The following is a 24,575-nucleotide window of genomic DNA, read 5'->3' on the forward strand; positions in this document are numbered from 1 at the left end:
GCTCCAGAAAACCTCCGCGGGCATCCGCTCACGGCTCAGGAGAAAGGCGCTCTTCCCCCCTTGCATCTTGGCTAAGACTGCACCGAAGCCCCCCTCCGGTAGGTTGCTACTGATCGCCAGCAAAGCAACCGTCCCAAAGAGCATGAAGAGAATGGTCTGGAAGACATTGACCCAGACCGTACCACGCATACCCCCTAAGAAGACCGTCAGGGTGACCACGAGCGTCACGAGCAAGCAGCCCAGCCAGTAGGGAACCAGCCCACCGGAGATTTCTTGCAGCACTGTCCCACCACCGATGATTGAGATAATCATATAGGGGACGATCATTGCGGCAGAAAGCAGAAAGATAAAGGTACCGATCCCTGAGCACTCCCAGCGGTCTCTAAAAAACGCGACTTGGGTCATATGCCCGAAGCGCTTGCCTAGTGCCCAGAGCCGTGTGCCGATGAGGAAAATCGTCAGTGGGATCATGAACCCCGACGAGCTTGCCATCATGCCGAAGATACCGACGCCTTGCTTGTAGGCCGCGCCCGAACTGCCTAAGATGGCAAACGCCGTCATGTTGGTGGCAAAGAGCGAGAGGAAGAAGACCATCGGGCCTATCGAGCGGCCCGCCAGAAAGAAGTCCTCCGTGCTGTTCTTCTTGCTCTGGCGCACGGCGACGCTACCGATGTAGGTCACGACGGCCATGTAGATCAGAATAACGATCAGTGGTCCCATAGTCTAGTGCTCCTCTATCACGGCGACATTGTCACCAAGCGCCTCGATCTCCGCTTCGAGCTTCGCGGGCCAGGCGAGCTTGACCAGAATGAACATCATGGTAGCAGCGAGGCAGGCGTAGAAGGCATGATAGGCCAGTCCCACCGGCAGAACCCCCATCACGAGGCTCCTATCGTTCCAGTTCCAGAAGTCCTGGTGGAGCACGTAGACCGTGGCTACCAGCAAGACGAGCGCATACTTCATTGTTTTTCCTTATTGTTTCTGCTTAAAGGGTTCCGTGCGCTTCACAGCTCGCTAGCTTCTCATGCTCCGCGCGGAGCTGCTTGGCGCGAGCTTCCATGCGGGCAAGAGCGGTAGGATTGGGTTTTGGGGCGGCTTGTGCGGCCTTGGCTCCCGTGGCAATCGCGTAGAGATGGGTCGGCGTTCCCACGTAGAGAGTCCCATTGGCAATCACGGGCGAGGCATAGATGGGAGCGCGCATGTCCACGCGGCCCACTTCTTTCATCACTTTTGCCGCAGCAAGAACAATGATGTCCCCATCTTCGGTGCCCGTATAGACTTTTCCGTCGGCCACCAGTGTCGAGCCCCAGATATGGCTCTTGGAGTCGAAGCTCCAGTAGAGCTTGCCGGTCTCCGAGTCGAAGCAGTGGACAAAGCCTGAGTAGTCCGCAACAAAGACCATGCCATTGATGATCGAGGGTGTCGAGAGAGATCTATGGATGCTCTTATTGGCCCAGATCGTCTTACCCGTGACAGCATCAATACAGAGCATCTGCCCGATTCCCTCGCCGTGCTCCGGGTCTTGGCCGATGGGGACATAGACGCGGTTTTTATAGAGAACAGGGGTGGCGATCACCTCGCTCGGCCCATCGAACGTGGCGTATTTCAGCGGCTTGCCGTTCTTCATACGGTACTCCGGCGGGTTGCAGTCTAGCTTCCAGAGGGTCTTGAGGACGCTCTGCTCGCCGCCGACGGCACTAGCGGGATCGAAGGCGTAGCAGATCCCATCGCCACCGCCGAAGATAATCGTGTCCTTGCCATTGACCTGGCCTCCCGCCGGAGACGACCAGTTGGAGTGCATGGTCTTTGCCGAGACACCGTTGCCTTCTTCCCCTAAGTACTTACCCGTGTTCTTGTCTAAAACGCAGAGCGCAGGGGCCTTGGGGTTGGGGATATTGGTGTGCGTCCAGTCCACGCCATTGCTGGTGGTGACCGCGATGGTGTTGCCGACGATCAGAGGGCCACAGTTGGTGATGTTGTGCGGGAAGACCCCGAGCTCCTCGCGCATGTCGTAGCGCCAGAGCACATCGGCATCTTTGGCTCCGAGCGTGTGGAGCGGCTTGCCTTTATCGGTGAGATACTTGGCCTCGTCTTGCTCGCCCTGGTTACCGTTGGCCTGCCCATTCACATCCAGGCAGATTACCTCGCAGCGGTTGGTAACCACGTAGACTTTGTCACCGTCCACAGCAGGCGATGAGCACAGCCCGAGAAACTCCCAGTCGCTCACTTTTCCGGTGCCAAGCTTGGGGATCGCAAGCTGCCAGACCATCTCGCCGTTTTTTTCGTCGAGGCAGAGGAGCACGGCTCTATCGCCCTTGAGTTTCTCGTCGCGCGGGCTCTCGTTGTTGGTGCCCACGAAGATCTTGCCACCCGCGATGGTCGGGTTGCCGTAGGACTGAGAGCCGAGCTTGGCCACCCACTTGACATTCTTGGTGGTCGCCAGATCAATCTCTTCCGTGCTGCCTTTGTAGCGCCCGGCGTCCCAAGCAACGGGAGTATTGGTCTCCGTTGAGACCATGTTACGCGAGGGGCCACCGCCCCAGTAGGGCCAGTCCGCCGCGCGGGTGATGAGGGCACCGGCACTGAGTGCGACCAGTGATGTTGCTAAAAGTGCGTTTCGTTTCATGATGTTTACTTATTAGGAGTGACAGAGATATTATCTATATAGACTTTATAGAGCGACTGCGGCGCGAACCCGAAGAGTCCCGGAGCACCGATGGTATGTGCACTTTTATGTGGAACTTCTATCGTCCAGGCGGTGGGCTCGGCCTCGTCTTTCTTCCAGACCTTGGCCCGCACGATCCCTGAGCCATTGGGCATGACATCCACGCGGGTCTTCATTCGATACCAAGTTTTCGATTGAATCTTAAACGGAACGGTTGCTTTAATGCGCTCTTGATTCGAGTTGATTTCCAGCTCATCGGCGTTGCCGTTGAGAATAATATAGTAGCGCTGGTTGACAAGCCCGACGGTTGACTTCGTGCGTCGGTTGCCGTCTACCATCACGTCGGCCTCTAGCGTGTAGTTTTTCTCGTCGGGGTGGCCAAAGAAAACCGTGGCACGCTGGAAGAAGATATTATCCAGAGTTTTTGCAAAGACTTTGTTGCCGTCGAGCTCGCGCACGTCGAACTTGAAGCGAGCCCCGATCCAGGGCAGCGGCGGATAGGCGAACTTGGCCTCTGGCAGGAGCGTGTCTTGCTCGGTAGGCGAGAAACTCTCGAAGTCCTCGGTGTAGGGCAGGGCGGTCAGTACGCGTCCGCGCATGACTCCCTTGAAGCCATTGAGCGTTGCTTGGTAGGCTCCCGCCGAGGTCTTTGCGCCGCCGACAATCTGGCCGTTCTCGAACTTGGCATCAAGTAGCGCCCGGACTTTCGCCGTGGGCGGGACATACTGCTCAAACGTCGCCTTGCTCGCGTCAAACGTCTCGGTCACAAAGCCATTGGCGTCAATGCCGCGAATGCTGAGCTTAACGCGCTCACCGGGTCGCAGAACCACCTCGGAGGGCACGATCTGTAGTGCCACGGTTGCACCCGGCTGCTTTTTAGGCTCGCCCACGCTCTGCACCATCGCCATAGGCTTACCGCCAGGCTTGCCATAGCAGTAGAGCCGCTCGGTGGAGAAGACATAGACCTTCCCATTATAAACCGAGGGAGCCCCAATGCAGCGACCCGCAAGCTGGGTCTTAGCGAGTACTTGCGCTCCCGTCGCACCCGGCTTGAGGATATAGAACAGGCCATTTTGAAACGGCACGTAGAGCTTGCCATCGGCATAGAGCGGGGAGGCATGGAGCTGATCAGGGGCGAGCTTCTGCTTCCAGAGGATCTTGCCCGTCTCGGCGTCTATGCAGTCTAAGAAGCCCGTCTTATCCGTTAAGTACAGACTCTTACCCACCAGAACCGGCGTGCTGGAGACGGCAGAGAGGTCATCGTTGCGCCACGCCTCGGAAGACTTGTCCAGAATTGGCGGTCCGGGGGCTGCTCCGGGTGTCAGCGGCTCGGCGGGCTTGGGCTCCGACAGGACTTTCACTGCCGTCATGCGCCCTGCGTTGCTGGCGTCAATGTTCTCGTCGGCGTGTACACAGATGGCGGTTTCCTCGCCCTTGCTGTTCTTGTACATCACGACTGTTGCGTTCATGCCACCGGCGGAGATAGGGTAGCGCCAGATCGGCTCCCCGGTGCGTGCATTGACTGCGATCATGCTGCCATCGCCCGCGCCGCTATAGAATACCTGCTTGCCGTTGCGCCACGAGAAAATAGGCCGCCCAAACGTGTTGTCCTTGGGAGCCAGCCCAGGGCTACACGACCAGACCAGCTGGCCTGATTTTTTATCAAAAGCGTAGAGCCGGTCCATCGCCGCACCGTCGCCGCCCCAGTTGCTGGTGATGCCCCGGACGATCACAAGATCATCCAAAATCGTCGGAGAACCCGTGCGGCCATTGGTGAACGTCAGACGCCCCAGCGTCTCCATCATCGCGTTGGAGAAAACCGGCTTGCCGTCTGCCGTGAAGCAGGCAAAGACTCCCGCGGATGTCAGGATATAGACATTGCCCGTCTCGGGGTCTACCGTCGGGCTTCCAATGGCATATCTATCGTAGGTAATGTCCGAGAGGTAGTCCGAGAAGCGCTTCTCCCAGAGCTTCTTGCCCGTCTCTGCATCGGCGCAAAGCAGCACCTCTTGCAAGTCCGCCCCAACGCCATCGTAGCCCAGCGCGTAGACCTTGCCATTGGCGATCACGGGCGTCCCGCCGCCTGCAAGCTTCACGCTCCAGAGCGGCGCAGTTAGGGTGGTTGGCAGGTTCTTCGCCGCAGAGATACCCGTTCCCAGCGGTCCACGCCAGTTCAGCCAGCCCTGCACATCGGCCAGTGCGACACCACTTCCCATAAGTGCGGTTAGCCCCACCGCAAGCGCCATTGTTCTCGTTTTCATAGGTTTTTTGAAACTACCCTCGCATGTTTAAAGCGATCAATGTCCCTTCCTGGTTACGGACATAGAGTACGCCATTGGCGAGCACAGGATGTGTCCAGCACGTGCCATTGAGTACGGTGGCCCGCGCTTGCTCGGTGAGCTTATTGGGATCAGCAGCCAGTAGGATCAGCTCGCCGCGCCCGCCCATCACCACCAGCTGGTTGCCCGCTAAGATCAGCCCGCCTTTATCAATGCCTTTTAGTGCCCAGCGCTCACGGCCCGTGGCCCACTCTAGGCAGCGTAGCGTGTTCTCATCGTTGCCGTAGAGAAAGCCATTGTGCAGAACGCACGTATTGAAGTGGTTCTTCATCGCCCGTGTCTGCCAGACTATCTTTGGCTGGCCCCCACCAAGAGCGAGCAGCGCCCCGCCCTTGCCGTAGTTCGACGAGATAAAGACTTTATCACCGGAGAAAATCGGATCAGCAGCATTCACATCGTAGCTGGTCTCCCAGGGAAACTGCCAGAGCGGCTTGCCCGTCGCCGCATTGACAGCAACCAAGCCCTTGGCGGCGAAGATCGCAATGCCGTCTTGACCACCCGCACTAAAGGGCACGGGAGCCGCGTAGCCGGGAGCGTCGCCGCCACTCTGCCAGAGGATGCGACCGCTTGTTTTTTCCAGTGCCATGCCATTGCGCCCGATGTTGTAGATCACCCGGTCGCCCGCGATGAGCGGAGAGCCACAGATGCCCCACTGCGGCTGGGCACAGTTGAGCTTCTGCTGCCAGACGACACGGCCCGTCGTGGCATTCAGACAGAGCGCGAGTCCTTCACGGCTCAGCGTGTAGACATTGCCATTGTGCACCGTCGGCGTGGCGCGTGTGCCCGGATAGTCGCCTGCGCCACAGGCATACTTGTACTGCCAGGCAATCTTGCCCGTCGCCGCGTCTAAGCAGTGCACCCAGTCGGTGTTGTTCACATTGCCCGTGGTGTAGAGCTTGCCGCTCTTGACCGCCACCGACGAGAACCCCTGCCCAATCGTCGCCTGCCAGAGCTGGCGTGGTTTACCCCCGCGCCAACCCACGGTCTCGCTCGTCACGCCATTGCGTAGTGCGCCACGCCACTGGGGCCAGTCTGCCATCGTTAGTTACCACCCTTGATATCGTAACAGAAGAGGGTGTCCATGTCATGGATATAGAGCTTACCGTTCGCTACCACGGGATAGGCCCACGCGGGCTCACGGGTGCGATCCGGCTGCTCAAACTGCCCCTTCTGAACATACTCTTTCGGATTGGCCTCAACGAGAGTGACCGGGCCGCGCTCGTTGCGGACGTAGAGTAGGCCATCGGCGTAGGTAATCGAGCCCTTGCCCGGTGCGCGGCTCTCCCAGACGATCTTACCGGTCTTGAACTCAACACACATCAAGCTATTGTTACCCGTTCCATAGATATGATCCCCGACGAGCACCATACCACCGTGGTGGTTCTGCATCTCACGGAGAAAATACTGCTCCGGTGCCGCGCCTTCGCCCGGCTTAACCAGGCCACCGCCTTTCTGGTAAGCGGTTGCGGCAAAAACCATCCCATCTTTGTAGAGTGGCATCGAGCAGTTAATATCCCGCCACTGGCCACCGCCCGGAGTGGTGTAGTTCCAGATCGGTTTTCCGTCGTCAGCAGAGAGCCCAAAAACCCCTTCGGCGAGGAACTGAATGTACTGCTTCTGGCCATTGACCATGGCTGTCTGTGCCGACGAGTACGAAGCCCCATTGCGTAGCGGCGATTTCCAGATCGTCGCACCCGTTTTTTTATTCAGGGCAACCATTGCGTTCTGACCACCTGGCGTGACGACCAATTTATCCGCATCAATTAGAGGACTCTCGCTGTAACCCCAGACAGGAACCCGCCCACCGAAGTCATTGACCAGGTGCTTGCGCCAGACAATCGAGCCGTCGCTGACTTTCATGCACAGCACATCGCCCGCAACCCCGACGGTGTAGAGAAAATCACCCTCGACAGTAGGAGTCGCACGGGAGCCGTTGCCGCCCTGACGTGCCTGAAGCTCGACCTTATTGGCGATCTTAACACTCCAGAGCGACTTGCCAGTTTTCTCGTCGAGCACCCAGATTTTCTCATCCTCGCCGACAAGTCCCATACCAAAAATCTTGCCCTTGGCCACCGAGATCGTGGTGTGGCTCTCCCCAAGGCCCGTGGCTTTCCATGCGAGCTTTGGACCTTCCGTAGGCCACGCCTTCAGCAGACCGGTCTCTTTGGAGAGGCCATTGCGCTCGGGACCACGAAACTGCGGCCAGTCGGCGGCAACGGCGGCGGACACGACACCTATTGCTATGGCACTGCAAACGATACGCGCTGTTTTCATTTTTTGCTCCGTTTTCGATTTTGGTTTTGGGCGGCTAAAGCGGCCCGCTGTTGCGACAAGAGGGCTAAAGCCCCCTACAAATATTTTTTGCTCCCCTCCTTTCCCCTTCCTCCCAGGATTGGGAGGAGGGGCCGGGGGAGGAGGGCTACTGGGGAATTCCGTTGCAGTCTAGCTGACCTGCGTAGACTCCGCCCCCCGTACCAACACGATAGGTCTTCAGCGTCTTGCCGGGGCCTGCCACAGTGAACTGCTGCGTCGTGGTGGTGAGGAGAGTGGCCTGAATTGCCTTGGCATGGCCATCGACAAAACTGGCATCGAACATGTTCTGGTGACGCGCCTGTACAATCTGCTGCTGCGTGACGCTGGTATTGCCATCGTAGTGCATCACGGTCTCAGCGGGACGGTTTACGGCAGCCAGAGAGAGTGTCGAGACACCCGGGAAGAAGCCGTTGGCATAGAGCGCAGGGTTGACGACGTAGCTATTGACAGGCGGGGTGTTGGGACACGGAGCGCCGGTGAGAAGCTGGACGTTCATCGCATCTTTTTCGCTGGGACACTGGGTGATCTGGTTGTTCTTGACATACGGAGCCACGGCCCAGTAGAAAGTCGCCACACAGGGGCCGCTGGTCATATTCATGTAGGCCGACATGGGGAAGGCCTCGTCGTAGTCTTGGACGTACATGAGATTCGCCAGAGCATACTGCTTCAGGTTCGAGAGGCAGCTTGTCTGACGGGCTTTCTCACGAGCCTGGGCAAAAACAGGAAAGAGAATGGCTGCAAGAATCGCGATAATGGCGATCACGACGAGAAGCTCAATGAGCGTAAAACCAGCATTTCCCCGTCGGACGGGGGCTAGGGGGGTGGAAGAGTGCATAAACAAAATAGCCTTTCTTATCAGTTAAGAAGATTCACCAAACGACACAAAAATACCTACTAGCCAGACGAGTAGTTTTCGTCAATAGTTCATCGTCGCTAGCGGACGTAGGCAAGAGCGAGAGGGAACCACGGAGTAAAGCGCTCAGGATGCGCCGAAAGTTCCGTCTCAATCTCAGAGATCGCCTGCCAGCGCCAGTCCATTACCTCAGCGGGATTGGGGGTTGGCACATTTACGAAACGCCCCACAAAGACATGATCGAACTCATGCTCCGTGAGGCCAGAGAGCGGGTCGGTGGCGCGGTAGAGAAAGCTCCCCTGCTCCACCAGCGCGGTTGTAAAGCCAAGCTCCTCGGTGAGTCTTCGTGTTGCCGCCGCCAGCGTTGTCTCACCGGGATGTGGGTGGCTACAGCAGGTGTTGGTCCAAAGCCCCCCAAAGTGGTACTTCTCCAGCGCCCGCCGCTGGAGCATCAGCTCGCCCACATCGTTGAAGATAAAGACAGAAAAAGCACGGTGGAGCCGCCCTTCCCCAAGATGCGCCGCCAGCTTCTCACACTCCCCAACCACATTGTCGGACTCATCTACCAGGATGATATTTTCTTGCATTCTAAAAGTGGCTAACAAATAATCGACGACTCAGTTCCCAGCCCAGCCACAAAGTATGTACCAGTGTTGACATCGCTCGGCTTCCGCTCCCCCGAGCGCCGCGCCGCCTCTGAGTTCGCAGTCGCGTAATACCACCATTTGGGGTGTACTTATGGGTTAAGTACCAAGCGGCTGAGTCCAATCCAAGCTAGAGAGGTGAGGAACTTGCTGGAAGTGCCGCAGGTTTTGGGTAATTACCGTTGCTCCATACTGAAGCCCACAGGCCGCAATCTTACAATCCCGGTTTCCAGCACGTCGTAGCTCCGCAGGGAAACTTTGGAAGAGAGTTTCAGAAGCAGTATCAAACTCCAGGAGAGGGAAGCCCGCTAGAAATTTAACTTGCCGGGTGAGCAATAAATAGCCTGAGACCGTGCTCTTGTGCTTGGTTTCTGCTTGACGAATGACAGAAAGAGCGCCCTGGACAAACTCTTCGTGGGTGATAGAGCAGAGGTAGATATTCTCACGCCCCACAGCATTCATTTGCTCTAGGAGCACCGCAGGCGGGAACTCGCTACGAAATAGCAACGACGCAATATTGGTATCGAGCAAAAACATGGCGGCAGGCTATCTATGCTTCGTTGTCGGCGGCTCTTGCATCGGCAAGTGCTTGGACGAACTCCTGCCAGGTTTCCTCGGGGATGTCGGCTCCTGTGCCGTAGGGAACTCCGGTCTCGGTGTGTTTCCCATGATGTACTGGAACTTTGGGAACCGGAATAGGCAGTACCACACGCATCGTGCGCAGCCGTCCCCGTGCATCGGTGACGGTCACGCGGCGCGAGATCACACGCTGGCGTAGTCGGGTTGGCATCCTAAGGTTCCTCCGCTACAATTCTACCGTACCCAAAAGGCACAAACATCCTAGGCTTTCGCTCCCTCAAGCGCTGCGCCGCCTCTGAGTTTGCCGTGGTGTAGAATAGGTGATCGTGAAACCATATTTTGTGGATGAGCTTGAGTTTCGCATCCGAGATAATTTAGAGCGTAGCCTGCCACGCAATAGTCGTTTTCTCACGGGTAAATTTCACATTGCCTGTCATGAAGATGCTGTCGTGACCGAGACAGGCTCTAAGCCTAAGTCGCTACCTAATATTGTGGCTGTTGATATCCTCCTTCTCGGAGGAACCTGTGAGTCGGAGAAAAGCTACCGATTTATGGAAGAGTACAAAATCTTGAAGACGACACATTTAACCGGCTTGAAGGCACTAAAAATTGTTTCACTCTGGGAAAACTGTACCGTCACAGATTCTTCCATTCAATGTCCACACATGCCCCGTTATGGAGTAAGATTCTATAATTCCGACGCTGTGACCCTGGAGGCAACGGTTTGTTGGGAGAGCTTTACAATAAAAACAAAACGCCCCAATGGTGTCTCTCGTTTCGTTGGTAGCCTTGTTTTTGGGGAATGGTCTGACAAATTTTTGCGTGCCTGCTTGAATAACGGATTTCCTCATCCCAGAGAAATCGGCATTCGGACTGAGTTTGGTATGAGAAATTTTCTCGCTTGGATCCGCACCCATTTCACAAAATAGCCCCACGGAAAAATCTCCGTAGGGCCATTTATGGTCCTTGCCACATCAGCGGGCCGCTTTAGCCGCCCGTCTGAAACGTTACGCGTCCGGCGTCACCGGGGACAGGCGCCGTTCCCCAATTTCCGCTAGCAGGTCGGTGACGAACTGTTCGACCGAGCGGGGGCCTAGGTCGCCCTTGTCACGGTGGCGGACAGCGACATTCCCGGCTTCGATGTCACGGTCGCCCACGATGATCATGTAGGAGACTTTCTCCACTTGCGACTCGGCGACCTTCTTGCCGGTCTTCTCCGAGCGTGTGTCCACCGTGGCGCGGACACCTGCCTCGACGAGCCGGGTCTTGATCTCCTCGCAGTACGGGATGTGACGGTCGGCGATCGGCAGGAAGCGCACTTGCTCCGGCGAGAGCCAGGTGGGAAACGCGCCCGCGAAGTGCTCGATCAGGACGCCGACGAAGCGCTCCATCGAGCCGAACGGGGCCCGGTGGATCATCACAGGCTGGTGCGGCTGGCTGTCCGAGCCGATGTACTCCAGCCCAAAGCGGATCGGGAGGTTGTAGTCCACCTGCACCGTGCCGAGCTGCCACTCGCGGCCAATGACGTCTTTGACCACGAAGTCGATCTTGGGGCCGTAGAACGCGGCCTCGCCGGGCTCCTCGCTAAACGGAACCCCAAGAGACGCGGCGGCATCGCGGCAGGCTTTCTCCGCCTTGTCCCAGTTGGCCGGGTCGCCGACGTACTTGGCGCTGTCCGGGTCGCGCAGCCCGACACGCACGCGGAAGTCTTTCATCCCGAGCGTGTCGAAGATCGTCCGCACGAGTGAGAGGCAGCCCTGCACTTCGGCAGGAACCTGATCCTCGGTCACGAAAAGATGGGCATCGTCCTGGGTGAACGAGCGCACACGAGTCATGCCATTGAGCTCGCCGGACTGCTCCCAGCGGTAGACCGTCCCAAACTCCGCGAGGCGTAGCGGCAGATCACGGTACGAGCGGCGCTCCGACGCGTAGATCTTAATGTGGTGCGGGCAGTTCATCGGCTTGAGCAGATAGCCCTCGATATCACCCGCCTCCAGCTTATTGGCCAGCTCGCCGCAGGTGCAGCCCTCGTCGCTGAGCTTCTTGAGAAACTCGCGGTCGATCACCGGCGGGTACTGCGACTCGGCGTAGTACGGGAAGTGCCCCGATGTTTTATAGAGCTCCAGCTTGCCGATATGCGGCGTGAAGACCTGATGATAACCCTGCTTGCGCAGTTCATGGCCGATGAAGGTCTGTAGCTCCTGGCGCACGGCGGCCCCGGCGGGAGTCCAGAGCACCATGCCCTGGCCCACTTGGTCGTCGATATGGAAGAGCTTGAGCGCCTTACCAATCACGCGGTGGTCGCGCTTTCGGGCTTCATCAAGCTTGTTCAAGTACTCATCCAGATGGCTCTGCTTCTGGAAGGCGATGCCATACACCCGAGTGAGCTGCTCGTTCTCGGACTTGCCGCGCCAGTACGCCCCGGCGATACTCATCAGCTTAAACGCGCCGATGCGCCCCGTAGACTCGATATGGGGGCCTTTGCACAGGTCAATAAAGTCGCCCTGCTGGTAGAAACTAATCTCCGCCTCGTCGGGCAGGTCGTCGATCAGGTGCACTTTGTAGAGCTGGCCGGACTCCTCACAGCGCTTGCGAGCGATATCACGCGGCTCCACAAACTTCTGCATCGGCAGGTTCTCTTTGACAATCGCCTTCATCCGCGCCTCTAGTGTCGCCAGATCGCTCTCGGTCAGCGGGCGGGGCAGGTCAAAGTCGTAGTAGAAGCCGTTTTCGATAACCGGGCCAATGCCCATCTTGGCATCAGGGATCAGCTCGCGCATGGCTTGAGCAAGTACATGCGAGGTCGTGTGGCGCATTCGGGAAAGAAAGTCAGCTGGAGCGGAGAGCTCATCAGCGGGGGATACAGAGGACATAGTGTGGTTACACTCCCATACAAAAGGATGTGGTTATGGTACCACGTTGGTTGTGGGACAAAAAACAAAAAACGATCTCACTCTCAATTAAGGAGCAGATCGTCTTAGTTTTCGTAGTTTCCCACGTGACTATGAGTATAGTATACGGCGAAAACCTCGCTTATTGCCAAAATATCTAGGACAATAAAAAGAGCCAGAAAGCATATTCATAGTGATAAATCTCTCTTAAATCACTTGATTCTTGCTTGTTTATTCTAGAAAACCTTCAATTAAACGCCTATCAGTGTCTCGGTTTTGTCTCACGAATTAAAGCTCGGGGAGTGAGAGCGGTCGGCCCTTTGGCCCGTTGTAGAAGTAGAGTTCGTCTTTGCCTTCCACAACTCCCTGAAGGACAGGCTCATCGGTATCAAGGCGAATCCCCTTACGCGTTGCCTCTTGTTGCAGAAAAAGCCGTAGCCGCTCTAGCTTGATGTCCTCGGGTAAATCTCCCTTGATGGCAAATGCCACCGCCTTCACGGACACGGTGAGTTTCGTTCCTCGCATGATTGTTCTCCCCACAAAGCATATCCGACAACCGTATTTTGACAGGGCGCATAAGTTGAGGTATCCTCTTCTGAAGGTTTTACGCCGCGCCGCGCTTTGGTGCGGCGTTCTTATTGTTACTATGTCTGTGGTTGCCATCGTCCCCGCCGCTGGTCTCGGCACTCGCCTGAGGCCACTTAGCGATGCTATTCCCAAGGAAATGCTTCCTGTGGGACGCGCTTTGGCACTTGAGAGGATCGTCGCCGAGCTTCGCGCCGCTGGTGCCGAGCGCATTGTCTTTGTGGTCTCTCCGCAAAAAGAAGCCTTCCTCAAGAATCACTTTGGTACCGACTTTGGCTACGCCGTTCAGCCCGAGATGCGCGGCTTGGGCGAGGCCATTCTGCGAGCACGAGAGCTAGCCCAGGGAGCCTCACGCTTGCTGATTGCTCTTGGCGATGCGGTTTTTGAGGAGCCCGAGCTGGGCGGAATCACCCGGCGCGTGCTCGCCGCCGACTCGCCGCTAACAATTGCCGTGCAGCGCGTCCCCCGTGAGCGACTCTCGAAATACGGCGTGGTAGCACCAAAATCAGGAACCGAGGGGGCTACTTTTGCCATCCAAGACATTGTGGAAAAACCCGCACCCGACGAGGCTCCCAGCGAGTTTGCTGTCACGGCACGCTATGCTTTGCCCAACACTCTCTTTGAAACACTGGAAAAAACGCCACCTGCAACCAATGGCGAGATCCAGCTCACGGATGCCATCAAAATGTTGCTACAGACAGGAGTTCCAGGGAGCGCCGTGCCCCTGTTGCCAGGAGAAACACGCCACGATATCGGAGGCTTTGAGACCTACTTCAAGGCTTTCGTCGCATTTGCTATAAACGATCCCGAGTACGGCGCAGCGTTGCGCACTTATATGAAAGAGACGCTGCAACTATGAAGGGTATTATTATCGCAGGGGGGGCAGGCACCCGCCTTCGTCCTCTGACCTACACCCGCCCCAAGCCACTGATCCCCGTGGTCAATCGGCCTTTTCTGGAGTACCAAGTGGCACTGCTCAAGCGCCATGGCATTGACGAGATTATCTTCTGCACCAACTACATGTCCGAGCAGATCGCCACGCACTTTGGCGATGGCTCGCGCTTTGGTGTGAAGATGCACTTTGTCAATGAAGAGACTCCCCTTGGCACGGCGGGAGCGATTAAAAACGCACAGACCGTCGCGGGCCGTGAGACTCTGGTGGTGCTCAATGGTGATATTCTCACCGACTTTGATATCTCCTCCATCATAGAGTTTCATCAGAGTAAAGGCGCTCTGGTCACGCTCACACTCAAAGAAGTTCCTTCACCGTCTCCCTATGGCGTGATTGACACCGACGATGAGGGGCGTGTGCAGGAGTTCCGTGAGCCGAGCGAGGCGCAAAAGAAGGCGCTGGCGGCCAACCCCACGATCGAGTCAACGGGTGTGGACTACATCAATGCGGGAATCTATATCATGGAGCCCGAAGCGCTGGATGCGATCCCGACAGGCCGTCCTGTCTCCATTGAGCGTGAGACCTACCCCCAGTTTCTGGCTGCAGGTAAGCCTATCTATGCCATCGCACGCCAGGGATTCTGGCTGGATATCGGACGACCAGAGCAGTACCGGCAGGCAACACAGGCCATCTTAGCGCGTGATATCACGGTTGAGGTTCCTGGTGAGTGGACCGCGCTGGGCTACTGGGCGATGGACAATGTCCAGGTAGATCCCACGGCTCATATCGCCCCCACGGTTCATCTGGGAGCGGGGAGCAAGATCGGTCCTGGCGTCTCGCTGACGGGAAAGACCGTGATTGGGCCGGGCTGCTGTATCAAGGCCAATGCGACACTGACGGACTGCATTCTACAAGAGGGTGTGATTATCGGGCAGGGCGCACAGCTCACCGGGGTAATCCTAGACGACGGCTGTCATGTGGAAGCTGAGACGGTCGTCACGGTACCCTCGGTTTTGGCAGCGGGAACTGTCCTTCGTAAGGGGACGCGGATCGAATGACCGTTCCAATGGCCGATCTTCCGGCCCAGTACAAAGCTCTTAAGAGCGAACTTGATGTGGCCATCTCCTCGGTGATGGCGACGGGTGGATTCATTCTTGGGCCAACCGTTGCCGCTTGTGAGACGCAGATCGCGGCCATCTGTGGAGCCAAACACGGGATCGGTGTAGGCAATGGCACCGATGCCCTCTTGCTCTCGCTCATGGCGCTAGGCGTGGGGCCCGGCGATGAGGTTATCACGCCGCCCTTTACGTTCGTCGCCACTGTCGAGACCGTGGTTCTCCTCGGGGCGACGCCGGTCTTTGCCGACATTGACCCGGTGCACTTCACCCTCGATCCCGCCGATGTGGCGAAGAAAATCACGCCCCGCACGAAAGCCATCGTCCCGGTACATCTTTTTGGGCAGCTTGCGGACATGTCCGGACTTCGCGCTTTTGGCATTCCTCTGATCGGCGATGGTGCTCAGGCAATCGGTGCGGCGCAGAAGGGCAAAGAAGTCGCACAGTGGACCGACCTGACGACCCTCTCGTTCTACCCCACCAAGAACCTTGGCGCCGCAGGCGATGGCGGGATGATCCTCACCAACGATGACTCCCTGGCGGCGAAGCTGCGCCTGCTACGCTTCCATGGTTCCGGCGGCAACTACGACTACCACCTCGTTGGGGTTTGCTCGCGTCTCGATGCTCTGCAAGCAGCGATTCTCAATGTCAAACTGCCGCACCTCGCCGACTGGAACGAGGCCCGCCGCGCCAACGCGACTTACTACGACACCGCACTAGCGGGCTGCGACGGCCTGATCCTGCCCAGGACCCATCCCGATAATCTTCACACCTTTCATCAGTACACGGTTCGGGTTTCCAACGGGAGGCGCGCCGCACTGAAAACCTTTCTCGCCGAGCGCGGGATCGCAACGGGTATTTTCTATCCTGTCGCGCTCCATCTCTCCCCGATCTACCAGGAGCGCTTTAAGGGAAAACCCGGCGATCACCCCGAGTCTGAGCGCGCCTGTGACGAAGTGCTCTCGCTTCCCATCTATCCAGAACTTTCTGCCGAGCAGCGCGTCTATGTAGCAGAGAGCATCTGTGCTTTCTTTGGAGGATAACGATGCCCCGCCAGTTTGCCCGACCCCAGCAGCCGACTCTGTATGGCTATAAAGTCATCAAGACCTACCCGCACGACCCAGATGCCTTCACCGAGGGTCTGGAGCTGCACAATGGTCTGCTCTACGAAAGCACAGGCCTAGAGGGCAAGTCCTGGGTCGGGATTCGGACACTGGAGAACCCCAAGTACCAGAGAAAAGTGAGCATCGATGCCCGCTACTTTGGCGAGGGCATGACGATTTTTGGAGAGAAGCTCTACCAGCTCACCTGGAAAAACGGCAAGGGCTTTATCCGTGATAAAGATACCCTCAAAGAGATCGGTACCTTCCGCTACTACGGCGAGGGCTGGGCACTCACCCACAACGATACCCATCTGATCATGAGCGATGGCACCGACACGCTCCGCTTTCTCGACCCGAAAAACCCTGGCACGGTCAAAAAGAAGCTCAAAGTCACCAGCATGGGACAGCCCGTCACCCAGATCAACGAGTTGGAGTGGGTCAAGGGCGAGATCTATGCCAATCTCTGGCAGGACAATCGCATCATCCGGATTGACCCTAGCACGGGCAATGTCCTGGGGATTATCGACATGACCGGCATCTACCCCGATCCCCTCGATGTTCTCAATGGAATCGTCTACGATGCCAAGAACGACCGGCTTTTTGTTACGGGCAAGCTCTGGAACAAGATCTTTGAGATCAAGCTAGTGAAGCGCTAGTTCCTGAGTCGCCTCTTCGTAGAGCCAGCCGGTGATCTCATCGGTGGTGGGGTTTAGGGTAATCCCACGCCGTCGGTGTGCCCAGCAGGCGTAGCTAACACTCACAAAGAAGCTGGCGGGGAGACGATTCTGGCTGGTGACCTTGCAGCCCAGCAGGCTCGTATTGCCGCCAAAGCCCATGGGGCCGATCCCAAGGCCATTGCAGATGCGCGTGATCTCGGTCTCCAGCGCGTTTAACGACTCATCGGGGTTGGAGTCGCCGATGGTGCGCAGGAGCTGCTCTTTCGCCATTTCGAGACCGTGCGCCCTATCGCTGCCAATACACACCCCGATGTAGCCCGGCGCACAGCCCTTGCCCTGCGCCTTCCAGACAGCATCCAGCACCACGAGCTTCACGCCCTCGATATCACGGCCCGCTTTCTTGCCGATCTCTTTGAGCTCCGTTGGGAGGCTATACTGCGCCCCAACATTCTCACAGCCGCCGCCCTTGAGCATCAGCCGAACATCTACGGTGGGGTTGCGCCACGCCTGAAAGTGGAACTGCGGCGTCCCCGGCCCCAGATTATTTCCCGTGTTCTTGCCCGTGATCGAGTCCACAGAGTTCTGACGAAGATAGCCAATAGCCGTCGCCTCCGCCACGGCGGCGCGGGCAGTGTCCTCGAAAGTCAGCGTGTCGTAGCCGATGGGGTAGTGGACATAGAACTTGATCATCCCCGTGTCCTGGCAGATCGGGGCAGACTCGGCGGCAGCGGTGGCGATATTGCAGTCAATGGTGTCGAGGGCCATCAGGGCACGGCTGTCCTTCATCTCCACAGCACGCCCCCTCTCCATCGCCTCACGAATATCGGCGGGCAGGTCGGAGGACGTACGGCGGATCAGATCCAGCAGGCTGGCTTGCAAAGTGGTGCTCATAAAACAAATTATACCTCTCCCAGTTGTCGTGGCGGGCCGGGAGTCCCCTCGATCAGAACGAGGGGACTGGAGAGCTAAAGCTACAAAGGCCGTTCCGGCCATAAGAATTTTGAACTCGGTATGGGCGGCACGCCCTTCGCAGCGCGAAGCGCTCTCCAGCACCGCCCCTCTAACGGGTGGTGCTTGACAATACCTCATATTTTGAGACATAATTATTTCGGAGATAAATCAAATGGCATTTCGCGGCGATATAGAAACCCTGATCCTGGCAACCCTTTCCAGTGGCCCACAGCACGGCTACGAGATCACACGTCGGGTAAACGGGCTGGAGGGCATGAAGATCCAAGACGGCCAGCTCTACCCGATCTTGCACCGGCTGGAAACGGAGGCAATGATCGAGGCGGAGTGGGTCCCTCAAGAAGGCAAACCCGCCCGCAAGGTCTACCGGCTCACCGAAAACGGCAATAAAAAACTCGAAGAAAAACGCGCCGACTGGGAGGCATTCGCCCGCTCCGTGGCCTCGCTCTTGGCAAAACCGGAGGTGCAAAATGCGTAGCCGACTCTCCCCACATCCCGAGACGATTGAAGAGTACAGTGACGCGCTGCGCCAGCACCTTGCAGGGACGATTCCGCCCGAGAAAATTGAGGAAGTCGTCGCGGAGACGCAGGCCCATTTAGAGGACAGCGCCGCCGAGCTGCGCTATCAGGCCGATGTTTATGAGCGACAAGCAATCGCCCACTTTGTGCCGGTCAGTAAGCTCTCCCGTGGCATTAGTCGCGCCTGGGCTCCAGTTTTTCTCCGCCACAGCGGCACCAAAGCGCTCCAAAATGCCAACATCACTCTCGCCGTCCTTGGCCTGACGTGGGGAATGATCGGCCTCTCGTTTGGAAGCAAGTTCCCCGCAGGTTGGGCGGAAACTATCGGTTTTTGGATTCCCGTGCTCCTGCCTCTGTGCTTGACATTCTTCCTGGCGCTGGCCGCCTGCCGCCCACAGGCCCGGCGTTTCACTTTTGGGGGCCTTGCCGCCATCATCGCCTGCGCACTCTGGGGTGGCTGGAAGTTCACCGGAGCCCTACCAAATCGAATCTTCCACTCCCGCTTCGATGCTCCCACTCTCCACGCCGACATCACCGCCGCCTCGAACCTCCGTAGCGAAGAGGTCGCACTCTTAAGAAAAGGGATTCGCCACTACGCCAAGTACACTGTATTAATTCAAAAACGGGGATCTGAATTTTATGTCTCCCAAAACCAGATTCCGGTGCCTGCGGAGCTGAAATACCAGGGCCGTTTTATCGTTCCACGCTCTGGATTTAGTGCCTTCCGGCCCTTTGCAAAAAGCGATCAGCCTCACGACTTCTTCCACCAGTACCGTCACATGATCGCCGGTTTGAGCGCCCCGTTGACCGTCAGTACCCCGGAGGCAGCACGAAAGGAGTGGGGACGAGCGAGCGAGGTTCTGAAAGATCATCTTATGTGGCAAGAACATGATCAAATCGCACTTCGTCGCTACCATGAGCTGATTACAGCGCCCGTCATGCGTTTTGAGTGGGCATCGATGCGCTCACTGGGTACGATCACTGCGGCCTATGTGGGAGGAATTCTCTTCTTAGATTTGTTAGGCGGCACTCTGGGGATGGCGCTGCTAAAATCACAGCGGCGACGGCGACAGAGTCGGCAGATTGGTCTGGGGGTGTAGTGGGTATACTCTTTTTACGAGGAGGGTGTTATGCCGACACCAGAGTTTGATACGCGCTCCGAGACCAATCTCGCCACGCTACGCCCCAAGGCCCAGCCGCATTTTCGCGCATTGCTGCGTGCTCTGAAGGCCTACGCGCTAGACAAGGGACTAGAGGCTAAGATCATCAGCGCCAACCGGACATGGGCGGAGCAGGATGCGCTCTATGCCAAAGGCCGCACCAAGCCGGGGCCGAAAGTGACCAATGCACGTGGTGGGCAGAGCAACCATAACTATCAGATCGCAGTAGACATCGGTCTCTTCAAAGATGGAGACTATCTGGAGGAGTCGTCACACTACAAAAAAGTGGGGCCGCTGGGTGAGGCGCTCGGGCTGGAGTGGGGCGGACGCTGGAAGGACTTTCCCGACACACCGCACTACCAGATCAAGACCGGCAAGCGTATCTCGGTGCTCCGTGAGCTGGTGCGCACCGAGGGCTGGAGTGCACTGGATGCGCTGATTCCCGCTTTTGTCGTCGCACCTGAGCCAACGCCCACTCCCATCCCGGCTCCCACTCCGACACCTGTTCCTAGTCCCGTGCTTGTGCCAGACACCGTCGCTATCTTTCTGGAGCGCGGTGAGGACGAAGCCGCCAAGAAGATCAGCCTGGATGCCTGGTTTGTGGAGAGCCGGGTCTGGGTGGCGATTCGCGACTGGGCGGACTTCTTTGGCGGCACGCTGGTAGAGAGAAACGGCAAGTTCTCGCTACTCTTAAGCGGTCAGAGCACGCCAATTCCCACGCAGATTATCGCGGAGCGCACCGTGGCGCGGTTTGCCGATATCAACGCCGTGCTGGGCTGGAACTTCTCGTTTGACGGGGTCGCACGTCCACGCAAGCTCACCATCCACCCAGACAGCTAGGTCGCTAGCCGCTCTGCCACTTTGCTTTGAGCGCAGGGAGATCATAGCCCTCCGGCCAGCGCGACGCGTTTTTTTCCTCGAAGGCTGCCTTCCAGCGGTTGTGAAGCCACAAGTACTGCTCGGGGTAGGCGCGGATACCTTGCTCTAGCTGGAGGTTGACCCGTGTCATCAGGCTCGTTTCATCATCGCCCTCTTGTGGCCAGAAGGGCTCTTGAATGACGATTTTATAGGTAGAGTCCGGCTTCATCACGCAGTAGGAGGTCACGATAGGGGCTCCCGTTTTGAGAGCGAGGGCCGCGGGGCCGGTGACGGTGCCTGCGGGAATCCCCAAAAACGGCACAAAGATATCCCCGCTGTTCTGGTCGGGGAGGATGGCGATCGCCTCGCCTTTTTTTAGCGCCACAAAGAGCTTTCGCACCGACGCGCCGCCCTTGCTGACAACCTCATAGCCGCCACTCTCACGGATTTTCTTGACCATCGCTCCAAAGACCGGGTCGTTGGGATCGCGAGCAACCACCGTGAGGGGGATGCCACACTTGGCGGCATAGCGGATAAATATCTCGATATTGCCCAGGTGGCTACTGAGGCCGACGATCCCTTTGCCTGCTTCGAGCGCCTTCTGGGTATGTTCCCAGCCCTCAACCTCTGTGACAAACTCCAGGATTGTATCGTCGCCCCGCATCGCCGAGCGGTAGAAATCCAGGGTCACACGCCCAAAGTGCTCGAAGACTTTTAGCGTGAGTGCGCGTCGTTGCGCCTCAGTCAGAGAATCACCGTAGACGAGGCGTAGGTTGCGCAGTGCGGTCACGCGGGAGCGCTTGACCAGCACAAACCCCAGCCGACCTAGTTTCTCGCCAAATTTCAGAGCTTTCTCACGCGGCATCCGGGCCACGCGGCTGCCAAAGCGCTCCAGAGAAACGGCGAGAAAGCGCTGAAAAACAAGGGTCGGTCGAGACATACCCTTTATAATACCGTGGTACAATTCGGGCATCGCAATCCGCAAAGATATCTGGCAGGGAACGACGTGCCGCCGGTGCGGACTGACGTTCGAGGTGCTCTGTGAAGAGGGCCTTCTTGGCTGCTCTCACTGCTATGTCACGTTTCGAGGTCTCATCGAAGCCGCAATCCCGGAGCTTCACGGTGTCACGGTTCCCAATGCCTGGATGACCCAGCGTGCTGTTCCTCGTGAGCAAGAAAACTTAGAAAGCAAAGAAGACGAGGAGCTGAACAGCCCCTCGCCTTCTTCGTCTCCTTTTACTCGTCGCACGCGCCCTGCGCCCCAGAGCACCGCTAAGCGCTCTGGGTAACATCGGCGTATGCCTGCCGGATTCCCCGGACATGGTAGGCGACGTTGGCCGACGTGCAGCCCAGCGAGTCGCCGATCTGCCGCCAGGTGTGGCCTTCCAGGAGCCCACGCAGAATTGCCTTCTGCCGAATATTGAGCCGGTTCTCTAAGATCTCCAGCATCAGCCGGGTCTCCACTTCCTCCGCGCCAGGCAGGTTGCCCCGCGCCGTGAAGCTGCTCTGGGTGATCTCCTCGGTCTCGACCGTCAGATCCTCCAGCGCATCGTGGGAGCGCTTCTTGTTCCAGCGGATATGATCCAGGATCTGCCACCTAGCATGCTTGAGTAAGTACTGAGTCGGGGTTCCGATGGTCATATCAACTGTAGGAAGAACCTCGTAGACCGCGACCCACGCTTCCTGAAGCAGATCGTTGGCATCCATCCCCGTTCGGGAGGCGTAGTAGCCCGCCAGAGACTCTAAGCGGGGAGTAAGTGATTTCCGAAGGCGCTCTTGCGCCCGAGTGTCGCCCTGCTTGGCACGCTGAAGGTTCAGCGCGTCCTGATGCAGTATTCCTTTGTCTAAAATTGCAGTGTTCACGGGATTCTCTCCGTCGGACCTGCATAGAGACACAGCTCTAGCAGGAGCGGGCAGCATAAAAAACCGATGGAAGGTCTCCTGAGACATTCAGAAGCCAGCCACTCTGCCAAGCAAAAGCTTAAAGGCAGACCGACACAAAAGTCGGGGCTATCGCTGCGAATAGATGACGAATGAGCGAAAAGGCGGGATGGGTTGGGGCCACGGCTGCTTGCTCTGCAGCGTCTCCCCTCCTGCGCTTCGCTCTACAGGCGCGTTAGGGGTAGATACCCGGAGACCGGGGCTGTAAACCCTGAGACTTCTGGGCGACTTCCGGTACTTTGTTTACCGTTAATCAAGTCTCGATCTCGCGCTGCGGAGAGTGGATGGAGTATGGGGGTTTCGCCACAGAGAAACGCCTGGCGGGCATCCATCGGCATACCGTTATTTAAGAGCCAATTATTGCTTACCATTTTGTTCGTTCCTCCTGACATTCTGATGAGTCGTCTTTAAAAGTGCCGTCGTTCACGCACGAGCCCATCGTGAGCATTATAGCCCGATACTCGCTTTTGCTAAAGAGTAAAAGAAAAATATTTTTTATTTATTTTTTTTTCGAACCCACCCGGCTCGTTCCTCGCCACCCTCCCTCTACGAAGGAGGGTAAAGTTGGGGTATAACAAACTTATGTGTGGACGATTTACGATGCACCATGACCCAGAAGAGGTGATAGCACGCTTTGAGGTTCAGGGGAGTTTGTTTGAGCCGCTCGCCCGCTACAATATCGCCCCTACCCAAGCCGTGGCGGCGATCACGGCACATGGGCCAAGTGCGGAGCGCCTTTTAGAGCCACTTCACTGGGGGCTGGTGCCGTTCTGGGCCAAGGACACGGCCATTGCCAGCAAGCTCATCAATGCCCGTAGCGAGACGGTGCGCGAGAAGCCGAGCTTCAAGCACGCGCTCACGCGTCGGCGTTGTTTGATTCCTGCGGATGGTTTTTATGAGTGGGATCGCAAGACAAAGCAGCCCACACACTTTCGCGTCCACAGTGGCGAGCTTTTTGCCTTCGCCGGTCTCTACGAAGAGTGGCACGCTCCCGATGGCTCGTCCCTGAGGACGTGCACCGTGCTGACTACACAAGCAAACGAGCTCGTCGCTCCCATCCATGAGCGCATGCCGGTGATTCTGCAGAGCCCCGATGATGAGGCGATGTGGCTGGAGGTCGGGCGCTACAAGCCCCTCGACCTCCCGCCGCTGTTCTCCCCTTTTCCCTCCGACCGGATGGAAGCGGTCTTTGTCAGCAAGCGCGTCGGCTCGCCCATCAATGACGATGCTGAGCTCCTGGTACCGATTGCTTAGCGCACGCAGAATAAGTGGGAGCCGAGGCGAATCACGAGCTGGCCTTCAAGTGCTGCGTAACCATAGAGAATCGGCTCAAGCGAGTCGGGGCTAGTGGCGCGTGCCGCTCCCGCATTGGCGGGATTATTGGGCGTTGTCGCGAACGCTTCTTTGGTCTTGGGAGGGCTCTGCGTGTCCCAGAGCGGGTTACTCGCGACTTTCTCAAAGACCGGCCCCGCTTTGATAATTGTCGTGATCCCGTTCTTGCCGAAGAAATAAACATGCTCTCCCACGGCCAGCGGCGAGGCCCAGCAGGGGCTATCAATGCGCTCCGAGTAGAGCTCCTTGCCCGTCTTGGCGTCTACGCAGTAGACAACTCCGGCGGCGGTGACATAGTAGACCAGACCTCGGTAAGCAAGTGGGCTGGCAAAGTCGCAGGTTGCTTTCTTGCCCTCCCACACGACCTCGGCGCTGGGCTTGCCGTCTTTGGTGGTGAGCCTCAGGCAGCAGTTCGACTCCGCCGCCGTTCGGCCACCGGGCCGGGCAAGCCGTGCCTGTGCGGGAGTTGCGCCCACAAAGACTGAGTCGCCGTCCACGCACACCGATGGCATGATATTGCCCGTCATGCGATCCACCGACCAGAGCAGTGCGCCGTCTTTGGTATCGAAGCCCTCGACAAAGCCATTGGCACTGATAATCAGAATCTCCTTTTCTCCCTGCTTTGTCACCACCGGCGAGGTCCAGCTCTTGCGCGGCTCGCGGGCGACCTTCCAGCGGTTCTTGCCCGTCTTTTTGTCTACCGCGAGCAGATAGGCCACACCGGGATCGTCCACCAGCACGAAAACCGTGTCGGCGTTTTGTGCCAGCGACTGCCCGATGCCAAACTCATTGGTCAGTGTGCCGTACTCTTTGACCAGCGCACGGCTCCAGAGGGTCTTGCCTGCGTGATCGAGACCGGCCAGCTCGCCGCTCTCGAAGAAGGCATAGACTCCCTTGCTGTCCACCACAGGCGTGGGAGCGGCGCGGCTGACGTAGTAGCTCATCTCGTGGAGCAGGCTGGAGGCGAAATTGCGGCTCCAGAGCAGCTTGCCACTCTTCAGGTCGCAGGCGTGCACCAGGCAGCGCTTACGCATGGGGCCTTGCACCGATGTGACAAAGACCTTGCCTCCCCAGACTACCGGCGACGACTGACCGTAGCCGGGGAGCTCGGTCTTCCACGCGATATTTTGGGTGGGCGAC

25 protein-coding genes and 1 pseudogene are annotated in these 24,575 nt (G+C 57.7%); 10 read left to right on the forward strand and 16 right to left on the reverse strand.

Features of this window, described 5'->3' with window-relative positions:
- The 10 genes and pseudogenes from RMO15_RS28090 to RMO15_RS28135 form a co-directional block, all read right to left on the reverse strand.
- A pseudogene (locus tag RMO15_RS28090) lies at positions 1-720 on the reverse strand (hypothetical protein); the annotation flags it as partial.
- Positions 721-723: 3 nt separating this feature from the next.
- Positions 724-963 carry a hypothetical protein gene (locus RMO15_RS28095; protein WP_309720779.1) on the reverse strand — a complete coding sequence of 80 codons (240 nt, stop codon included), beginning with the start codon at positions 961-963 and terminating at the stop codon, positions 724-726.
- Between the two features lie 22 nt (positions 964-985).
- Positions 986-2,626, reverse strand: a complete 1,641-nt coding sequence (locus RMO15_RS28100) for a PQQ-binding-like beta-propeller repeat protein (RefSeq protein WP_309720781.1) — start codon at positions 2,624-2,626, stop codon at positions 986-988.
- Between the two features lie 5 nt (positions 2,627-2,631).
- Entirely contained in the window at positions 2,632-4,926 is a 2,295-nt protein-coding gene (locus RMO15_RS28105; protein WP_309720784.1) for a PQQ-binding-like beta-propeller repeat protein, read from the reverse strand.
- A gap of 13 nt (positions 4,927-4,939) precedes the next feature.
- The gene (locus RMO15_RS28110) at positions 4,940-6,043 is read right to left on the reverse strand and encodes a PQQ-binding-like beta-propeller repeat protein (RefSeq protein WP_309720787.1); all 1,104 of its coding nucleotides are present in this window, start codon (positions 6,041-6,043) and stop codon (positions 4,940-4,942) included.
- 2 nt (positions 6,044-6,045) lie between these two features.
- Entirely contained in the window at positions 6,046-7,278 is a 1,233-nt protein-coding gene (locus tag RMO15_RS28115) for a PQQ-binding-like beta-propeller repeat protein (RefSeq protein WP_309720789.1), read from the reverse strand.
- 145 nt (positions 7,279-7,423) lie between these two features.
- Positions 7,424-8,152 (reverse strand): prepilin-type N-terminal cleavage/methylation domain-containing protein, encoded by a 729-nt coding sequence (locus tag RMO15_RS28120; protein ID WP_309720791.1) that lies wholly within the window; start codon positions 8,150-8,152, stop codon positions 7,424-7,426.
- A 98-nt stretch (positions 8,153-8,250) separates the two neighbouring features.
- Positions 8,251-8,757: an isopentenyl-diphosphate Delta-isomerase gene (idi, locus tag RMO15_RS28125; protein WP_309720794.1), complete on the reverse strand. Its 507-nt coding sequence runs from the start codon at positions 8,755-8,757 to the stop codon at positions 8,251-8,253.
- A gap of 156 nt (positions 8,758-8,913) precedes the next feature.
- Positions 8,914-9,351: a PIN domain-containing protein gene (locus tag RMO15_RS28130; RefSeq protein WP_309720797.1), complete on the reverse strand. Its 438-nt coding sequence runs from the start codon at positions 9,349-9,351 to the stop codon at positions 8,914-8,916.
- A 13-nt stretch (positions 9,352-9,364) separates the two neighbouring features.
- On the reverse strand, positions 9,365-9,604 hold the full coding sequence (locus RMO15_RS28135; RefSeq protein WP_309720800.1) for a hypothetical protein: 240 nt from the start codon (positions 9,602-9,604) through the stop codon (positions 9,365-9,367).
- A 130-nt stretch (positions 9,605-9,734) separates the two neighbouring features.
- On the opposite strand from RMO15_RS28135, the gene RMO15_RS28140 reads away from it, so the two are divergent.
- Positions 9,735-10,322, forward strand: coding sequence for a hypothetical protein (locus tag RMO15_RS28140; protein WP_309720803.1), 588 nt, complete (start codon positions 9,735-9,737; stop codon positions 10,320-10,322).
- A 78-nt stretch (positions 10,323-10,400) separates the two neighbouring features.
- Here RMO15_RS28140 and thrS read toward each other — a convergent pair whose 3' ends face one another.
- Positions 10,401-12,266: a threonine--tRNA ligase gene (gene thrS, locus RMO15_RS28145; protein ID WP_309720805.1), complete on the reverse strand. Its 1,866-nt coding sequence runs from the start codon at positions 12,264-12,266 to the stop codon at positions 10,401-10,403.
- Between the two features lie 306 nt (positions 12,267-12,572).
- The gene (locus tag RMO15_RS28150; protein WP_309720808.1) at positions 12,573-12,809 is read right to left on the reverse strand and encodes a hypothetical protein; all 237 of its coding nucleotides are present in this window, start codon (positions 12,807-12,809) and stop codon (positions 12,573-12,575) included.
- A 121-nt stretch (positions 12,810-12,930) separates the two neighbouring features.
- Here RMO15_RS28150 and RMO15_RS28155 point away from each other — a divergent pair, with 121 nt between their 5' ends.
- The 4 genes from RMO15_RS28155 to RMO15_RS28170 are packed head-to-tail and all read left to right on the forward strand — an operon-like array spanning position 12,931 to position 16,635.
- Entirely contained in the window at positions 12,931-13,728 is a 798-nt protein-coding gene (locus RMO15_RS28155) for a sugar phosphate nucleotidyltransferase (RefSeq protein WP_309720810.1), read from the forward strand.
- On the forward strand, positions 13,725-14,819 hold the full coding sequence (locus tag RMO15_RS28160; protein WP_309720812.1) for an NDP-sugar synthase: 1,095 nt from the start codon (positions 13,725-13,727) through the stop codon (positions 14,817-14,819). The genes RMO15_RS28155 and RMO15_RS28160 overlap by 4 nt, the downstream gene beginning before the upstream one ends.
- A complete protein-coding gene (locus tag RMO15_RS28165) occupies positions 14,816-15,919 on the forward strand; it encodes a DegT/DnrJ/EryC1/StrS family aminotransferase (protein ID WP_309720815.1) in 1,104 nt (367 codons plus the stop codon). Before RMO15_RS28160 ends, RMO15_RS28165 begins: the two co-directional genes overlap by 4 nt.
- 2 nt (positions 15,920-15,921) lie before the next feature.
- Positions 15,922-16,635 (forward strand): glutaminyl-peptide cyclotransferase, encoded by a 714-nt coding sequence (locus tag RMO15_RS28170; protein ID WP_309720818.1) that lies wholly within the window; start codon positions 15,922-15,924, stop codon positions 16,633-16,635.
- Here the strand turns inward: RMO15_RS28170 and RMO15_RS28175 are convergent.
- The gene (locus RMO15_RS28175) at positions 16,621-17,547 is read right to left on the reverse strand and encodes a fumarate hydratase (RefSeq protein WP_309720821.1); all 927 of its coding nucleotides are present in this window, start codon (positions 17,545-17,547) and stop codon (positions 16,621-16,623) included. The two genes, RMO15_RS28170 and RMO15_RS28175, sit on opposite strands and share 15 nt — an antisense overlap.
- Positions 17,548-17,779: 232 nt before the next feature.
- On the opposite strand from RMO15_RS28175, the gene RMO15_RS28180 reads away from it, so the two are divergent.
- The 3 genes from RMO15_RS28180 to RMO15_RS28190 are packed head-to-tail and all read left to right on the forward strand — an operon-like array spanning position 17,780 to position 20,144.
- The gene (locus RMO15_RS28180; RefSeq protein ID WP_309720824.1) at positions 17,780-18,103 is read left to right on the forward strand and encodes a helix-turn-helix transcriptional regulator; all 324 of its coding nucleotides are present in this window, start codon (positions 17,780-17,782) and stop codon (positions 18,101-18,103) included.
- On the forward strand, positions 18,096-19,244 hold the full coding sequence (locus RMO15_RS28185; protein WP_309720827.1) for a hypothetical protein: 1,149 nt from the start codon (positions 18,096-18,098) through the stop codon (positions 19,242-19,244). Before RMO15_RS28180 ends, RMO15_RS28185 begins: the two co-directional genes overlap by 8 nt.
- Positions 19,245-19,274: 30 nt before the next feature.
- A complete protein-coding gene (locus RMO15_RS28190) occupies positions 19,275-20,144 on the forward strand; it encodes a M15 family metallopeptidase (protein WP_309720830.1) in 870 nt (289 codons plus the stop codon).
- 4 nt (positions 20,145-20,148) lie between these two features.
- Here RMO15_RS28190 and RMO15_RS28195 read toward each other — a convergent pair whose 3' ends face one another.
- Entirely contained in the window at positions 20,149-21,102 is a 954-nt protein-coding gene (locus RMO15_RS28195) for a lysophospholipid acyltransferase family protein (protein ID WP_309720833.1), read from the reverse strand.
- A 94-nt stretch (positions 21,103-21,196) separates the two neighbouring features.
- Here RMO15_RS28195 and RMO15_RS28200 point away from each other — a divergent pair, with 94 nt between their 5' ends.
- Positions 21,197-21,451 carry a hypothetical protein gene (locus RMO15_RS28200; protein WP_309720836.1) on the forward strand — a complete coding sequence of 85 codons (255 nt, stop codon included), beginning with the start codon at positions 21,197-21,199 and terminating at the stop codon, positions 21,449-21,451.
- Here RMO15_RS28200 and RMO15_RS28205 read toward each other — a convergent pair.
- Positions 21,435-22,025 (reverse strand): sigma-70 family RNA polymerase sigma factor, encoded by a 591-nt coding sequence (locus RMO15_RS28205; protein WP_309720839.1) that lies wholly within the window; start codon positions 22,023-22,025, stop codon positions 21,435-21,437. The two genes, RMO15_RS28200 and RMO15_RS28205, sit on opposite strands and share 17 nt — an antisense overlap.
- 660 nt (positions 22,026-22,685) lie before the next feature.
- On the opposite strand from RMO15_RS28205, the gene RMO15_RS28210 reads away from it, so the two are divergent.
- Positions 22,686-23,357 carry an SOS response-associated peptidase gene (locus RMO15_RS28210; protein ID WP_309720842.1) on the forward strand — a complete coding sequence of 224 codons (672 nt, stop codon included), beginning with the start codon at positions 22,686-22,688 and terminating at the stop codon, positions 23,355-23,357.
- Here RMO15_RS28210 and RMO15_RS28215 read toward each other — a convergent pair.
- Positions 23,354-24,575 (reverse strand): PQQ-binding-like beta-propeller repeat protein (locus RMO15_RS28215; RefSeq protein WP_309720845.1); only part of this gene is annotated, 1,222 nt, incomplete at its 5' end. The genes RMO15_RS28210 and RMO15_RS28215 overlap by 4 nt on opposite strands.

It is taken from the genome of Armatimonas sp., assembly GCF_031410135.1.
In the GTDB taxonomy this organism is placed as follows: Bacteria; Armatimonadota; Armatimonadia; order Armatimonadales; family Armatimonadaceae; genus Armatimonas.

What these genes read in the sequence shown, in the direction of transcription:
- RMO15_RS28095 (WP_309720779.1), bottom strand. Translation starts at nt 963, where the DNA reads ATGAAGTATGCGCTCGTCTTGCTGGTAGCCACGGTCTACGTGCTCCAC.
- RMO15_RS28100 (WP_309720781.1), bottom strand. Translation starts at nt 2,626, where the DNA reads ATGAAACGAAACGCACTTTTAGCAACATCACTGGTCGCACTCAGTGCC.
- RMO15_RS28105 (WP_309720784.1), bottom strand. Translation starts at nt 4,926, where the DNA reads ATGAAAACGAGAACAATGGCGCTTGCGGTGGGGCTAACCGCACTTATG.
- RMO15_RS28110 (WP_309720787.1), bottom strand. Translation starts at nt 6,043, where the DNA reads ATGGCAGACTGGCCCCAGTGGCGTGGCGCACTACGCAATGGCGTGACG.
- RMO15_RS28115 (WP_309720789.1), bottom strand. Translation starts at nt 7,278, where the DNA reads ATGAAAACAGCGCGTATCGTTTGCAGTGCCATAGCAATAGGTGTCGTG.
- RMO15_RS28120 (WP_309720791.1), bottom strand. Translation starts at nt 8,152, where the DNA reads ATGCACTCTTCCACCCCCCTAGCCCCCGTCCGACGGGGAAATGCTGGT.
- idi (WP_309720794.1), bottom strand. Translation starts at nt 8,757, where the DNA reads ATGCAAGAAAATATCATCCTGGTAGATGAGTCCGACAATGTGGTTGGG.
- RMO15_RS28130 (WP_309720797.1), bottom strand. Translation starts at nt 9,351, where the DNA reads ATGTTTTTGCTCGATACCAATATTGCGTCGTTGCTATTTCGTAGCGAG.
- RMO15_RS28135 (WP_309720800.1), bottom strand. Translation starts at nt 9,604, where the DNA reads ATGCCAACCCGACTACGCCAGCGTGTGATCTCGCGCCGCGTGACCGTC.
- thrS (WP_309720805.1), bottom strand. Translation starts at nt 12,266, where the DNA reads ATGTCCTCTGTATCCCCCGCTGATGAGCTCTCCGCTCCAGCTGACTTT.
- RMO15_RS28150 (WP_309720808.1), bottom strand. Translation starts at nt 12,809, where the DNA reads ATGCGAGGAACGAAACTCACCGTGTCCGTGAAGGCGGTGGCATTTGCC.
- RMO15_RS28155 (WP_309720810.1), top strand. Translation starts at nt 12,931, where the DNA reads ATGTCTGTGGTTGCCATCGTCCCCGCCGCTGGTCTCGGCACTCGCCTG.
- RMO15_RS28160 (WP_309720812.1), top strand. Translation starts at nt 13,725, where the DNA reads ATGAAGGGTATTATTATCGCAGGGGGGGCAGGCACCCGCCTTCGTCCT.
- RMO15_RS28165 (WP_309720815.1), top strand. Translation starts at nt 14,816, where the DNA reads ATGACCGTTCCAATGGCCGATCTTCCGGCCCAGTACAAAGCTCTTAAG.
- RMO15_RS28170 (WP_309720818.1), top strand. Translation starts at nt 15,922, where the DNA reads ATGCCCCGCCAGTTTGCCCGACCCCAGCAGCCGACTCTGTATGGCTAT.
- RMO15_RS28175 (WP_309720821.1), bottom strand. Translation starts at nt 17,547, where the DNA reads ATGAGCACCACTTTGCAAGCCAGCCTGCTGGATCTGATCCGCCGTACG.
- RMO15_RS28180 (WP_309720824.1), top strand. Translation starts at nt 17,780, where the DNA reads ATGGCATTTCGCGGCGATATAGAAACCCTGATCCTGGCAACCCTTTCC.
- RMO15_RS28185 (WP_309720827.1), top strand. Translation starts at nt 18,096, where the DNA reads ATGCGTAGCCGACTCTCCCCACATCCCGAGACGATTGAAGAGTACAGT.
- RMO15_RS28190 (WP_309720830.1), top strand. Translation starts at nt 19,275, where the DNA reads ATGCCGACACCAGAGTTTGATACGCGCTCCGAGACCAATCTCGCCACG.
- RMO15_RS28195 (WP_309720833.1), bottom strand. Translation starts at nt 21,102, where the DNA reads ATGTCTCGACCGACCCTTGTTTTTCAGCGCTTTCTCGCCGTTTCTCTG.
- RMO15_RS28210 (WP_309720842.1), top strand. Translation starts at nt 22,686, where the DNA reads ATGTGTGGACGATTTACGATGCACCATGACCCAGAAGAGGTGATAGCA.